Source organism: Xenorhabdus khoisanae (genome assembly GCF_001037465.1).
Classification (GTDB): Bacteria; Pseudomonadota; Gammaproteobacteria; order Enterobacterales; family Enterobacteriaceae; genus Xenorhabdus; species Xenorhabdus khoisanae.
The window spans coordinates 1-13,953 of sequence record NZ_LFCV01000177.1; the positions used below are offsets into that span (position 1 = coordinate 1).

The window sequence follows — 13,953 nt, forward strand, 5'->3', positions numbered from 1 at the left end:
ATTTAATGACATGGTTATGTATGTATTTATTAAATAAGATTTTTTAAAATAAAAAAATCTTCTCAAGGAAATTGACATCGTAAACGAGTTTATTAAACCATGATATTTATAAGATTAATGTATAACTAATTAATATTTAATTATTTTATTGAGTAGGTGTGACCGAATGTGCAATACCATAATCTTCTATAAAATGAATGTTTTTGAGTTGATTAATCTGGTTTTCAGCAAAAAATATTTTTTAAAATAAGTAGTTGCCTAAAATTTAAAGTTTATTTTTATTAATGTATTAGTTATGTTTTCTGATTGTAACTATAAATTTATTTTTATGATGGCAAGCGTCGGCGCTAAGAAACCTGGTGTTTGGTGGAATGAGATTAACTGGGTGGGTATGAACGAAAACGCTGAATAGTTCCTGATTATCAAAACCAAAAGAACATCTTGTAAAATCATTTAGTTGTAGGTAGATTGTTTAAACTCTTTTCAGCTTTGAGATGAATGAAAATCATTTAATATTCAGCTATATTGATCTTATCATCCTAATAGCTTTATACATTTTATGCTCATTTCATAAAAATCAATTTTAGAATAATACCATGAATTTACTCAAATCACTGGCAGCGGTCAGCTCAATGACGATGTTTTCCCGCGTTCTGGGCTTTATTCGTGATGCCATCATTGCCCGTATATTTGGTGCCGGCGTGGCAACGGATGCTTTTTTCGTTGCTTTCAAACTTCCTAACTTGCTGCGCCGTATTTTTGCCGAGGGGGCTTTCTCACAGGCGTTTGTTCCTATTCTTGCTGAATATAAAAATCAGCAGGGTGATGAGGCAACTCGTACATTTATTGCGTATGTGTCAGGAATATTGACACTGATTTTGGCGATAGTCACGGTGATAGGCGTGATTGCCGCTCCTTGGGTTATTTATGTGACGGCACCCGGTTTTGCAGATACGCCGGATAAGTTTGTTTTAACCCGTGATCTACTGAGAATTACCTTTCCCTACATCTTCCTGATATCGTTGGCTTCTTTGGCAGGGGCGATCCTCAATACATGGAATCGCTTTTCTGTGCCAGCGTTTGCGCCAACGTTGCTGAATATCAGTATGATCGTCTTTTCCCTGTTTGTGGCACCTTACTGTAATCCGCCTGTGATGGCACTAGGGTGGGCGGTTATTGCTGGTGGTATTTTGCAATTGGCCTACCAGCTTCCTCACCTGAAAAAAATCGGCATGCTGGTATTACCCAGAGTTTCTTTCCGTGATAGTGCCGTATGGCGTGTTATCCGCCAGATGGGACCAGCTATTTTAGGGGTATCAGTCAGCCAGATTTCATTAATCATCAACACTATTTTTGCTTCATTTCTGGTTTCAGGTTCCGTTTCGTGGATGTATTACGCAGATCGTTTAATGGAATTGCCTTCCGGTGTATTGGGGGTAGCGCTGGGGACGATTTTATTGCCTTCATTGGCGAAAAGTTTTTCCAGTGGAAATCATGAAGAATATCGGAAATTAATGGATTGGGGGCTGCGTCTCTGCTTCTTGCTGGCCTTACCTTGTGCGGTGGCGTTGGGCATTCTGGCAGAGCCATTGACGGTATCACTTTTTCAATACGGTAATTTTTCTGCCTTTGATGCAGAAATGACGCAACGGGCATTGATCGCCTATTGCTTTGGTTTAATGGGATTAATTGTTGTTAAAATTCTGGCTCCGGGTTTCTATTCCCGTCAGGATATAAAAACGCCGGTCAAGATTGCAATTGCAACTCTGATCTTAACTCAGTTGATGAACCTGGCTTTTATTGGCCCATTGAAACATGCAGGACTGGCGCTTTCTATTGGTTTGGCTGCGTGTTTCAACGCGAGTATGCTCTATTGGCAATTACGCAAGCGTGAGATCTTCAAGCCATTGGCAGGATGGGGCGTATTTCTGCTGAAACTGGCGGTGGCAATTGCGGTAATGGTTGGGGTATTGCTGACAATGTTGTGGTTTATGCCCGCATGGGAGCAGGGCAATATGGCATTACGGCTGCTACGGTTAATGGGTGTTGTGATTGCCGGGGCGGGTAGTTATTTTGCAGCACTGGCCCTGATGGGATTCAGGTTGAAAGATTTCGCCCATCGTGGATTGCAATAACTTTTTTTCATTTTAGCGTTTGTTACAGGCCATAAAATTATTAATTTTAAAACTGGCGTAAAATAATTTATTTACGCCAGTTTTAAATAAAGTGTTTACATCCGTTCTACTGTCTGGATACCCAAAGTATCAAGACCTTGCTTCAATGTTTTCGCCGTCAGCAGAGCCAATTTCAAGCGGCTTTGGCGCACTTCTTCGCTATCGGCACTCAGGATCGGGCAATGTTCGTAGAAACCAGAGAACAGACCGGCCAAATCGTACAGATAAGCACACATGACGTGAGGTGTACCTTCGCGGGCAACAGTCATGATGGTTTCTTCGAATTGCAGTAAGCGAGTCGCCAGAACCTGTTCACGTTCTTCGTTCAGAAGAACCGGTTTTGTCAGGCTGCTTTCATCAATTTCAGCCCGTTTGAAGATAGAATTGACGCGGGTATAAGCATACTGCATATAAGGTGCGGTATTACCTTCAAAGGCAAGCATGTTATCCCAGTCGAATACATAGTCGGTGGTACGGTTTTTGGAGAGATCGGCATATTTTACCGCGCCAATACCCACAGCTTCGATAACTTTTTTCAACTCGTCTTCCGGCATATCCGGGTTTTTCTCACGGATCAGCGCTTCCGAGCGTTCAATAGCTTCATCCAGCAAATCAGACAGTTTTACTGTACCGCCTGCACGGGTTTTGAATGGCTTGCCATCTTTGCCCAACATCATGCCAAACATGTGGTGTTCGAGCGACATGGATTCCGGGATATAACCTGCCTTGTGTACAATTGTCCAAGCCTGCATCAGGTGTTGATGTTGGCGTGAATCGATGTAGTAAAGAACACGGTCGGCATGCAGAACTTCATGACGGTATTTGGCACAGGCAATATCTGTGGTGGTATAAAGGTAGCCACCATCCTTTTTCTGGATGATAACGCCCATCGGTTCACCTTCTTTATTTTTGAATTCATCAAGGTAAACCACGATCGCGCCATCACTCTCAACGGCAAGCCCACGCTGTTTTAGATCAGCAACAATGCCCGGCAGCATATCGTTATACAGGCTTTCACCCATCACATCTTTTTCTGTCAGGGTGACGTTAAGGCGGTTATAGGTTTCCTGATTCTGTGACATGGTGATATCAACCAGCTTGCGCCACATTGCACGGCAATATTCATCGCCGCCTTGCAGTTTAACGACATAGCTGCGGGCACGGACAGCAAATTCTTCGTCTTCATCGTAAGTTTTCTTCGCTTCACGATAGAAAGCTTCTAAATCCGCCAGCGCCATTTCATCGGCATTCTCATTCTGGACTTTTTCCAGATAGGCAATCAGCATCCCGAATTGGGTTCCCCAGTCACCGAGATGGTTGGCCCGGATAACTTTGTGACCCAAAAACTCCAGAGTACGCGCTGCGGCATCGCCAATGATGGTAGAACGGATATGACCAATGTGCATCTGCTTGGCAACATTGGGTGCAGAATAGTCAATAACGATAGTTTGTGGTTCTACTGGCGTAATACCCAATTTTTCGGCTGCCAGTGCAGTTTCGACATTGGCAGCAACCCACGCTTTATCCAGAAAAATATTGATAAAACCCGGCCCCGCGATTTCAATTTTGCTGGCAATTCCTTGCAGATCCAGCGAACCGACGACTTTTTCTGCCAATTGTCGGGGTGGCATGCCCACTTTTTTAGCTGCCGCCATGACGCCGTTTGCTTGGTAGTCACCAAATTGGGCTTTTGCAGATTGACGAACGTGAGCTTCGCTGTCGGCTGGAGCACCGGCTGCAATCAACGCGTGGCTGATTTTTTCTGAAAGAATGGCCTGAATATTCACCGTGTTACCTTAAGTTACGCACAAAAGCTCCTGCATTAGAATTATGCAAACACTTTCAAGCGTGTGGATTTTAGAAAATAACGGGTTTTATATCATATTCAGCATCCTGCATGCTACCATCAGCCCGCGTTGGTGGTATGACTTTTTGTTTTCAGCTTGTCTTTCAGGCGATTCTTCGCCATTTCTAGGGTAATTGCCGTGTTTTCCACATGGCAGGAAATATTTTTGACGACTTTTTGATGGGTACGAGATGACACACTTTTCAGCAATTTCTGAATTACAGGATTTAGTTTCTGATTTAGGGGCGTTTGAACAAAAATTAACGCAATTTGGTGAGCACCTTGGTTTATCTCTTGCGCAATATTCAGCGGATCATATTTCTCTGCGTTGTAATGAAAATGCGATAGCGGATCGTTGGCGTCAGGGCTTTCTACAATGTGGTCAGTTGATGTCTGAAAGTATCATTAATGGTCGCCCAATTTGTTTGTTTGAATTGGAGCAGCCAATCACCATACTTGAATGGCAGATTGATTGCGTGGAGCTACCTTATCCGGGTGAAAAACATTATGTTCACCAAGGCTGGGAACACGTTGAACTTGTTCTGCCTGTAAAGCCAGAGCAACTTATGCATGAAGCCTATCAGTTATTACCTCATCCGCTTCCTGACGGTTTTCGTACAAAAGAGAGCCATCCTAAAGGGGATAGGGAAAGATTACCAAACCCAACATTAGCGGTAACAGATAGTGAAATCACGATTAAATTCCACCCTTTTTCTATCAAAGACATTATCAAAAGTGAGTGCTAGTCGGCAAAAATGACTTTTTTCTCACATAGATTTAGCAAAAAATCCTAACCTTGTGACTTTCAACAAACCACTAAAGAAAATTAATTGTCATAGTTAATTAATTCAGTAATGAAATATTCGGAAGAATATAATTGGTTTATTGGCGAATTTATATCCGAGAGGCTTTGAATGATAAAGCTGGAAATTTGCTGTTATAGCATAAGTTGTGCTTTGGTTGCGCAACAAACAGGTGCTGATCGCATTGAATTGTGCTCAAGCCCGTCGGAAGGTGGGGTGACTCCTAGTTTAGGGGCGTTGCGGCAGGCAATGCAGCAGATATCCATTCCTGTGCATCCTATTGTTCGACCAAGGGGGGGAGACTTTTGCTATAGCAACGCGGACTTTGAGGTCATGAAAAATGATGTGGCCCTTATCCGTGACATGGGATTCCCCGGCGTTGTTTTTGGGGTTTTGAACGAAGAAGGTCATATTGATTGGCTTCGTATGCGGCAACTGATGTCGTTGTCAGGGAATATGGCGGTAACTTTTCATCGTGCTTTTGATATGTGTTTGAATCCATACACTGCATTACAGCAACTAACTGAGCTGGGTGTGCAGCGCATTTTGACCTCAGGCCAACAGCAAAATGCTGAAATGGGGCTGCCTCTGCTAAAAGAATTAGTCCAAGCCAGCCAAGGGCCGATTATTATGCCGGGAGCGGGTGTCAGAATGAGTAATATCGGTAAGTTTCTGGAAATTGAAACGACGGAAATTCATAGCTCAGCAGGTAAGATGGTGCCTTCTTCTATGAAATATCGAAAGGTTGGTGTGACGATGAGTTCGGATGAACGCGATGTAGATGAATATTCATATTACCGTGTTGATGGTCAGTTAGTTGAATCGATGAAGAATATTATTAGCTTGTTCAAACGAAAAAAATAAAATATTAATTATTTTATGCCAATTAAAGGTGAAATTTAATTATTAAGGGTATGAACTGCCCGTTATGGCAGTTCATACACCAAATGATTATGGCTTACGCGCGATAAGAACAGCCCGTAGTGGCGCAGGGTAGCCTTCAATCGTTTTACTGTGATCGCTTGGCTCAAGAAAATCAGCCAGAGATTCAGTCTTCATCCATTCTGTCTGACGTTGTTCATCCAGTGTTGTAACCGCATGATCGACAATCCTGACATCTTCAAAACCGCATTTTTCCAGCCAAACTTTCAGCATCTTGGCTGATGGAATAAAGTAGACATTCCGCATTTGTGCGTAACGTTCACCCGGAATGAGGCATTGGTGTTCATCACCTTCAATGACCAAACTTTCTAAAATAAGCTCGCCACCGGAAACCAGTTGGTTTTTTAATTGCCACAGGTGATCGAGGGGAGAACGGCGGTGATAAAGCACGCCCATGGAAAATACGGTATCAAAGGCTTTTAGTTCAGGTAATTGCTCAATCCCCAGAGGCAGAAGGTGGGCACGTTGATCGTTACCCAGTAATTTTCTGACGGCTTCGAACTGGCAAAGGAAAAGCTGGGTTGGATCGATACCGACAACGAATTGTGCCCCTTCACCCACCATGCGCCACATGTGATACCCGCTGCCACAGCCTACATCCAGTACGGTTTTACCTTCTAACGGTGAGATATGAGGAAGCACGCGATCCCACTTCCAATCAGAACGCCATTCGGTATCAATCTCAACGCCATACAGTGAAAAAGGCCCTTTGCGCCACGGCATCAATATTTTCAGAATATTGCCAATACGCGCTTTTTCGCCATCAGGCAATTCGGGTTCATGCGTGGCAATAACCCCATTTTTCAGATTAAGGTGAGAGGGTTGAATCTCAGGTAAATTCTCCAGATTCTTTACCCATGAACTGAACTGACCATGCAATGATGCTTTTTGCCAATGGTTTAGTTGTGCTGGCAAATATTCCAACCAATGACTCAAATGGTTTTTGGCGATTAATTGATAAAAATTACCGAAATCGATCATTGGTCAGCTCCCTTTATTGCCAATAATGAACCAAAATTAAAGCATTGGAACCAGACTTCAACATGCTGGAATCCTGCTTGTTTGAGGCGTGATTTATGGGTTTCAACAGAGTCTGTCCGCATGACGTTTTCCAGCATACTGCGTTTCTGGCTGATCTCCAGTTCGCTGTACCCATTGGCACGCTTGAAATCGTAGTGCATATTGAAGAGTAACTCACCGATTCGATCATCTTCAAAATTGAATTTTTCAGACAGAACCAGAACACCACCAGGTTTTAATCCCGCATAAATTTTATCCAGCATTTTCTGGCGATCATCGGGATGCAGGAATTGCAATGTAAAATTCAGCACAACCATTGACGCATTCTGAATATCAGTATCAAGAATATCTTGTTCGATCACCTCAACGGGGATGCTGGCCTTGAAAGAGTCAATATGGCGACGGCAGCGTTCCACCATTGCCGGTGAATTATCGACGGCAATAATACGGCAACCTTTTGTATCATAGCCATCGGCACTGATGGCGCGGCGGATCGATAACGTGGCTGCGCCAAGGGAACAACCGAGATCATAAATTTGACTGTCCGGCGTTACAAAACGTTCTGCCAGCATACCTATCATGGAAATGATATTGGAGTAACCGGGAATGGAGCGTTTCACCATATCAGGAAAGACTTCGGCAACCCGTTCGTCGAAATTCCAGTCACCTAAGTTGGCGATAGGGGCAGAGAACAGGCTGTCCCGTTGATTATGAGGATCTTGATTTGACATAACAGCATTGGTTTTGGAAACAATAATAAGAAGCGGGCATTCTAACAGAATGCGGGAAAAGGCAGAAAGGGATAATCAAGAGAAACCCGTCGGTAGAGATAATTTTTGACTGAGTTAGCCGATAATTTCGCTATTTAATGGGCAAAGTTATCTGACAGTTGCCATTGGTTGTATCGGCGGTAAGCTCCGTTCCGTTTACATGGCGGGGCGGATATCCCATCCCTGTAAAATAGGCCACGACGGTAGAATGCCGCTACCGTCGTGCTGCAACTCAGTCTATATAGTGAGCCACCTACGATGAGCTATTTACGAATAGAGAGAAAAAATTTGTTCCCAAGGCAAATAGTAAATATTAGTAATAATCATTATCAGCATTGAGATATAGGTTGCAGCCATACCCATACGTCGCCAGCGTATCTCGCGATGACGCAGACCAAAGTAGTGCAGTAATCTGCCGGAAAGTAACACTAATCCACAAATATGCAGCATCCAGACGGCTGCGCCATTCATCTCCATTACGATCAATAACAGCATTGAAATTGGAATGTATTCAACCGCATTACCATGAACCCGAATGGCTGTTTGTAATTCGTAAAAACCGCCATCGCCATAGGCTACCTGATATTGTGTTCTTAATTTGACTACATCCAGAGACAGCTTAATCAGTAATAGTGCGCCCAGTATTATATAAAGCGAGCTAACCATTTTTAACTCCATTGCCTAACCCAAAAACGGCCGAATGATGATAAACCCCAAAAAGCAACCTGTCGCTATAAATCATAGTATTTAATAATAAATCCTATGAATGTTATCGGGTAGCAAAAATTGTCTTGATAAGAACGATGTTATAGCCTTATCTCTGGTTAGAATTTCCAGTATAATGGCTATCTTTTTTGACAATTCTTCTCAAAAGAACAATTCTTCTCAAAAGAACAATTTTTTCGAAAGAACAATGCCAAAATTTCCGCAGCAGAAAGCATAACGAGCTGAGTAAAAGGATATTGTATGCGTACTAATTATTGTGGGCAGTTGAGCCGAGCCCATGAAGGCCAAAAAGTGACTCTTAGTGGATGGGTAAACCGTCGTCGTGATTTGGGTGGTCTGATATTTATTGATATGCGAGATCGCGAAGGTATCGTTCAGGTATTCTTTGATCCAGATCAGAAAGAGGCATTTGCTCAGGCTTCTGAACTGCGTAATGAATTTTGTATTCAAATTACAGGAACGGTACGTGCCCGTCCTGATAGCCAAATCAATAAAGAAATGGCAACTGGTGAAGTGGAAGTGTTCGCAGACAGCCTGATGATTTTTAATCGTTCAGAGCCATTGCCACTGGATAGCAACCAGAACAACAGCGAAGAGCAACGTCTGAAATACCGCTATCTTGATTTGCGTCGCCCTGAAATGTCACAGCGTTTGAAAACGCGCGCAAAAATCACCAGTTTTGTTCGCCGTTTTATGGATGATGCCGGTTTCCTTGATGTAGAAACGCCAATGCTGACCAAAGCAACACCGGAAGGTGCACGTGACTATCTGGTGCCGAGCCGTGTCCATAAAGGCGAGTTCTATGCGTTGCCTCAGTCTCCACAGCTTTTTAAACAATTGCTGATGATGTCCGGTTTCGACCGTTATTACCAGATTGTGAAATGCTTCCGCGATGAAGACCTGCGCGCAGATCGCCAGCCTGAATTTACCCAGATCGACGTTGAAACTTCCTTTATGACCGCTGAGCAAGTTCGCGAAATCATGGAAAAAATGATCCGTGAATTGTGGCTGGATACACGGGGCGTCGATTTAGGCACTTTCCCAATCATGACTTTCGAAGAAGCCATGCGCCGCTTTGGTTCAGATAAACCAGACCTGCGTAACCCACTGGAGCTGGTGGACGTTGCTGATCTGGTCAAAGACGTGGAGTTTTCCGTTTTTGCCGAGCCGGCAAATAATCCTAAAGGCCGTGTTGCCACGATCTGTGTTCCTGGCGGAGCAGAATTAAGCCGTAAGCAAATTGATGAATACGGTAAATTTGTTGGCATCTATGGTGCTAAAGGGCTGGCATGGATGAAAGTTAACAACCGTGCTGCGGGTTTGGAAGGGGTACAAAGCCCGATTGCCAAATTCCTGTCTGCTGAGGTTGTTGAAGGTCTGCTTTCCCGTACCAATGCGCAGGATGGTGATATTCTGTTCTTTGGCGCAGACAAGAAAAGTGTGGTGACTGATGCAATGGGTGCGCTGCGCCTGAAGCTGGGCCGTGACTTGAACATCACAGATTTGGCAAGCTGGAAACCGCTTTGGGTTGTTGATTTCCCAATGTTCGAAGAAAACGGGGAAGGTGGCTTGACTGCAATGCACCATCCGTTTACCTCTCCGCGCGATATGTCAGCGGCTGAATTGGAAAGCAATCCTGAATCAGCCATCGCAAATGCTTATGACATGGTTATCAATGGCTATGAAGTGGGCGGTGGTTCTGTTCGTATTCACCGTAGTGAAATGCAACAGGTTGTATTCCGCATTCTGGGTATCAATGAAGCAGAACAACAGGAAAAATTCGGTTTCTTGCTGAATGCGTTGAAATACGGTACTCCGCCACATGCCGGTCTGGCCTTCGGTTTGGATCGCCTGGTCATGTTGTTGACCGATACTGATAATATTCGCGATGTCATTGCATTCCCGAAAACAACAGCGGCGGCATGCTTGATGACTGATGCGCCAAGTCACGCAAACCCAGCATCACTGGAAGAACTGGCAATTTCAGTTGTTAAAAAAGAGAGCGAATAATGGCTTATAAGCGCCCTGAATCTGTATTGGTCATGATTTATGCCGCTAACAGCAAAAGGGTGCTGATGTTACAGCGACGGGATGATCCTGAATTCTGGCAATCCGTAACAGGTAGCCTTGAAGAGGGTGAAAAACCGTGTGAGGCGGCGTTGCGTGAAGTGCAGGAAGAGACAGGGATTGATATTACCAATGAAAATCTTGAACTGGTGGATTGTCAACGCTGTCTTTATTATGAGATTTTCTCACACTTACGATATCGCTATGCTCCGGGTGTGACACGCAATAAAGAACATTGGTTCTCGCTGGCGTTACCTGAAGAGCGAGAGATCCTGCTGACTGAACATTTGGCTTATCGATGGCTGGCGACGGAAGAAGCGGCTAAATTGACTAAGTCATGGAGCAATCAGCAGGCAATCGAAGAATTTGTTATTTAGTCTAGTAAATGTTTTATCGGAGATATTTTCATGGCAGGTCATAGTAAATGGGCCAATACGAAACACCGCAAAGCTGCGCAGGATGCAAAACGCGGTAAAATTTTTACCAAAATTATTCGTGAATTGGTAACGGCTGCACGTTTGGGTGGCGGTGATCTCACATCTAACCCTCGTTTGCGAGCGGCTGTCGATAAGGCGTTGTCCAACAACATGACTCGCGATACGTTGAATCGCGCGATTGCCCGTGGTGTTGGCAATGATGATTCAGATAACATGGAAACCATCATTTATGAAGGTTACGGCCCGGGTGGTACAGCGGTGATGGTTGAATGCTTAAGTGATAACCGCAACCGTACTGTTTCTGATGTTCGTCATGCGTTCACCAAAACAGGCGGAAACTTGGGGACGGATGGCTCGGTTTCTTATTTGTTTACCAAGAAAGGGGTTATTTCCTATGCGCCGGGCTTGGATGAAGATGCAGTGATGGAAGCGGCGTTGGAAGCAGGTGCTGATGACGTTGAAACTTATGATGATGGCGCAATTGACGTCTATACTACTCCAGAAAGCTTCGGTGATGTTAAAGATGCACTGGATGCAGCAGGCTTTAAGGCTGATTCTGCTGAAGTCTCCATGATCCCATCTACCAAAGCGGAACTGGATGCAGAAACGGCACCTAAATTACTTCGTCTGATCGACATGCTTGAAGATTCTGACGACGTTCAGGAAGTTTATCATAATGGTGAAATTTCTGATGAGGTTGCAGCATTGCTGTAATTTTTATTAGGGTTCACAGCGTAGAGAAAGTGTTCCTTATCTTTAGGATATCAGGGCACTTTCTCTAACGTTTTTATCCCCTATCACAGGCGGATATTTAGGTGAGTATTAGGCGAGTATTTAGGCGAATAGATAGTTCGATATGGCAATTATCCTAGGTATTGACCCCGGCTCCAGAGTCACGGGGTATGGCGTGATTCGCCAGAATGGACGGCAGCTTATCTATCTCGGTAGCGGTTGTATTCGAACAAAAGTCGATGATTTACCCACTCGTTTGCAGCGGGTTTATGCCGGAGTTACCGAAATCATCACACAATTCCAGCCCGATGCTTTTGCAATAGAGCAGGTTTTCATGGCAAAAAATGCAGATTCAGCCTTGAAACTGGGGCAAGCGCGCGGTGTAGCAATTGTGGCCGCCGCAAACCAATCCATTCCCGTATTTGAATATGCGGCCCGTCAGGTTAAACAAACGGTAGTAGGTACAGGAGCCGCTGAAAAAAGCCAGATTCAGCACATGGTACGTTCGATGCTGAAATTGTCTGCTGAACCGCAGGCCGACGCCGCCGATGCTCTGGCAATTGCTATTACACATTGTCATTTCAGCCAAAATTTACTGCGGGTCGGTGATGCGCGGTTAAATTTAACGCGAGGGCGTCTGAAATAGTTTGTGCTGGATATACGTCCAGCTTTTTTTGTGCTATAAGCTAGCGGAACAATTTATTTTCATTTTCAGGGGGTAAACAGTGATAGGGCGTTTGAGAGGAACCGTGTTGGAAAAACAGCCACCGTTGGTTTTATTGGAAACTAACAATGGTGTCGGTTATGAAGTTCATATGCCAATGACCTGTTTTTATGAACTTCCTGAAATTGGCCAAGAAGCCATTTTATTTACACAATTTATTGTGCGTGAAGATGCCCAGCTATTATATGGGTTTAATGATAAACAAGAACGTGCGTTGTTCCGTGAGTTGGTGAAAGTGAATGGTGTCGGGCCTAAACTGGCTCTGGCGATCCTTTCTGGCATGTCCGCCCAGCAATTTGTTACTGCTATTGAACAGGAATCTATTGCTTCATTGGTCAAACTACCGGGAGTCGGCAAAAAAACCGCTGAAAGGCTGGTAGTCGAAATGAAAGATCGCTTTAAAGGGCTGAATGGTGATCTGTTTAATCAGAGTAGTGACATTAGTTTGCCTGCTGCTGCCAAACAGGCGAATTCCGATGCTGATATTGAAGCAGAAGCCGTAGCCGCACTGGTTTCTCTGGGATATAAACCACAGGAAGCCAGCCGAATGGTAAGCAAAGTCGCTAAACCGGGTGCAGATTGTGAAACCCTTATTCGAGAAGCGCTTCGTGCGGCTCTGTAATTTCAGGAGTTAAGTGATGATTGAAGCTGATCGCCTGGTTTCGGCAGAAGTTCTGCAAGATGATGAAGCCATTGACCGCGCCATTCGCCCCAAGTTTTTGTCTGAATATGTCGGGCAACCTCATGTTTGTGAACAGATGGAAATTTTTATTCAGGCTGCTCGGCAACGTGGTGATGCACTGGATCACCTGCTGATTTTTGGCCCTCCCGGATTGGGTAAAACCACGTTGGCAAATATTGTTGCTAATGAAATGGGGGTTAATCTTCGCACAACATCGGGGCCAGTGCTGGAAAAGGCAGGCGATCTTGCCGCCATGCTGACTAACCTCGAACCTCATGATGTGTTGTTCATTGATGAAATTCACCGTTTATCACCCGTTGTAGAAGAAATTCTCTATCCTGCAATGGAAGATTATCAACTGGATATCATGATTGGCGAAGGGCCTGCCGCTCGCTCAATCAAGATTGATCTTCCCCCCTTTACACTGATTGGTGCTACCACCCGCGCGGGTTCTCTGACCTCACCATTGCGTGATCGATTTGGGATTGTGCAACGCCTTGAATTTTATAACGTCGATGATTTGCAGAGCATCGTTTCCCGCAGCGCCCGCTATATGGGGTTAGGTATCTCGGATGATGGGGCCAGACAAATCGCGATGCGTTCCCGTGGTACTCCCCGCATTACAAACCGCTTGCTGCGCCGTGTGCGTGATTTTGCTCAGGTAAAAGGCGATGGTTCAGTGAATGGAGACATTGCCGCTAAAGCCCTTGATATGCTGAGTGTGGATTCAGCCGGGTTTGATTATCTTGATCGCAAATTACTGGTTGCCATTATTGATAAATTTATGGGTGGCCCGGTAGGGGTGGATAACTTAGCGGCAGCAATTGGTGAAGAACGAGAAACGATAGAAGACGTACTGGAACCTTTTCTGATCCAACAAGGATTTATTCAACGAACACCACGCGGAAGAATTGCGACCAATCATGCTTATCGGCATTTTGGATTGAGCAAAGAAAGCGAATAATAATCATAATGAGATGGTCGCCCCCTACCTTGTGAACGATACTCTAACAGGGTATTTTTTTCTGGA

At 44.5% G+C, this 13,953-nt stretch carries 15 protein-coding genes; 10 read left to right on the forward strand and 5 right to left on the reverse strand.

What is annotated here, in order from left to right; all coding sequences use genetic code 11:
* Nucleotides 1-596: 596 nt before the first annotated feature.
* Nucleotides 597-2,135, forward strand: a complete 1,539-nt coding sequence (murJ, locus tag AB204_RS19125) for a murein biosynthesis integral membrane protein MurJ (protein WP_047964979.1) — start codon at nucleotides 597-599, stop codon at nucleotides 2,133-2,135.
* 95 nt (nucleotides 2,136-2,230) lie between these two features.
* On the opposite strand, the gene argS is transcribed toward murJ, so the two are convergent.
* Both argS and AB204_RS22900 read right to left on the reverse strand, forming a co-directional pair.
* On the reverse strand, nucleotides 2,231-3,961 hold the full coding sequence (gene argS, locus AB204_RS19130; protein WP_047964980.1) for an arginine--tRNA ligase: 1,731 nt from the start codon (nucleotides 3,959-3,961) through the stop codon (nucleotides 2,231-2,233).
* Nucleotides 3,962-4,080: 119 nt separating this feature from the next.
* Complete coding sequence (locus AB204_RS22900) at nucleotides 4,081-4,218, reverse strand: hypothetical protein (protein ID WP_161796585.1); 138 nt, start codon at nucleotides 4,216-4,218, stop codon at nucleotides 4,081-4,083.
* Here AB204_RS22900 and AB204_RS19135 point away from each other — a divergent pair.
* Nucleotides 4,212-4,766: a VOC family protein gene (locus AB204_RS19135; RefSeq protein WP_047964981.1), complete on the forward strand. Its 555-nt coding sequence runs from the start codon at nucleotides 4,212-4,214 to the stop codon at nucleotides 4,764-4,766. The two genes, AB204_RS22900 and AB204_RS19135, sit on opposite strands and share 7 nt — an antisense overlap.
* Nucleotides 4,767-4,934: 168 nt before the next feature.
* Complete coding sequence (cutC, locus tag AB204_RS19140) at nucleotides 4,935-5,687, forward strand: copper homeostasis protein CutC (protein WP_047964982.1); 753 nt, start codon at nucleotides 4,935-4,937, stop codon at nucleotides 5,685-5,687.
* An 87-nt stretch (nucleotides 5,688-5,774) separates the two neighbouring features.
* Here the strand turns inward: cutC and cmoB are convergent, their stop codons facing one another.
* Together cmoB and cmoA are read right to left on the reverse strand one after the other, a co-directional pair.
* Nucleotides 5,775-6,746, reverse strand: coding sequence for a tRNA 5-methoxyuridine(34)/uridine 5-oxyacetic acid(34) synthase CmoB (cmoB, locus tag AB204_RS19145; protein ID WP_047964983.1), 972 nt, complete (start codon nucleotides 6,744-6,746; stop codon nucleotides 5,775-5,777).
* On the reverse strand, nucleotides 6,743-7,516 hold the full coding sequence (gene cmoA / locus AB204_RS19150) for a carboxy-S-adenosyl-L-methionine synthase CmoA (RefSeq protein WP_047964984.1): 774 nt from the start codon (nucleotides 7,514-7,516) through the stop codon (nucleotides 6,743-6,745). Before cmoA ends, cmoB begins: the two co-directional genes overlap by 4 nt.
* A 124-nt stretch (nucleotides 7,517-7,640) precedes the next feature.
* Between cmoA and AB204_RS24065 the strand changes: the two genes are divergently transcribed.
* The gene (locus AB204_RS24065; RefSeq protein WP_411354726.1) at nucleotides 7,641-7,817 is read left to right on the forward strand and encodes a RapZ C-terminal domain-containing protein; all 177 of its coding nucleotides are present in this window, start codon (nucleotides 7,641-7,643) and stop codon (nucleotides 7,815-7,817) included.
* A gap of 5 nt (nucleotides 7,818-7,822) precedes the next feature.
* On the opposite strand, the gene AB204_RS19155 is transcribed toward AB204_RS24065, so the two are convergent.
* Entirely contained in the window at nucleotides 7,823-8,221 is a 399-nt protein-coding gene (locus AB204_RS19155) for an MAPEG family protein (protein ID WP_047964985.1), read from the reverse strand.
* A 300-nt stretch (nucleotides 8,222-8,521) separates the two neighbouring features.
* Here AB204_RS19155 and aspS point away from each other — a divergent pair, with 300 nt between their 5' ends.
* The 6 genes from aspS to ruvB all read left to right on the forward strand — a co-directional run bounded on the left by aspS (nucleotide 8,522) and on the right by ruvB (nucleotide 13,887).
* On the forward strand, nucleotides 8,522-10,291 hold the full coding sequence (gene aspS / locus AB204_RS19160) for an aspartate--tRNA ligase (protein ID WP_047964986.1): 1,770 nt from the start codon (nucleotides 8,522-8,524) through the stop codon (nucleotides 10,289-10,291).
* Complete coding sequence (nudB, locus tag AB204_RS19165; protein ID WP_047964987.1) at nucleotides 10,291-10,725, forward strand: dihydroneopterin triphosphate diphosphatase; 435 nt, start codon at nucleotides 10,291-10,293, stop codon at nucleotides 10,723-10,725. Before aspS ends, nudB begins: the two co-directional genes overlap by 1 nt.
* Nucleotides 10,726-10,755: 30 nt before the next feature.
* A complete protein-coding gene (locus tag AB204_RS19170) occupies nucleotides 10,756-11,499 on the forward strand; it encodes a YebC/PmpR family DNA-binding transcriptional regulator (RefSeq protein WP_047964988.1) in 744 nt (247 codons plus the stop codon).
* A 142-nt stretch (nucleotides 11,500-11,641) separates the two neighbouring features.
* On the forward strand, nucleotides 11,642-12,163 hold the full coding sequence (gene ruvC / locus AB204_RS19175; RefSeq protein WP_047964989.1) for a crossover junction endodeoxyribonuclease RuvC: 522 nt from the start codon (nucleotides 11,642-11,644) through the stop codon (nucleotides 12,161-12,163).
* Nucleotides 12,164-12,242: 79 nt separating this feature from the next.
* Entirely contained in the window at nucleotides 12,243-12,863 is a 621-nt protein-coding gene (gene ruvA / locus AB204_RS19180; protein WP_047964990.1) for a Holliday junction branch migration protein RuvA, read from the forward strand.
* 16 nt (nucleotides 12,864-12,879) lie between these two features.
* A complete protein-coding gene (ruvB, locus tag AB204_RS19185) occupies nucleotides 12,880-13,887 on the forward strand; it encodes a Holliday junction branch migration DNA helicase RuvB (RefSeq protein ID WP_047964991.1) in 1,008 nt (335 codons plus the stop codon).
* The last annotated feature ends 66 nt before the right edge of the window (nucleotides 13,888-13,953 follow it).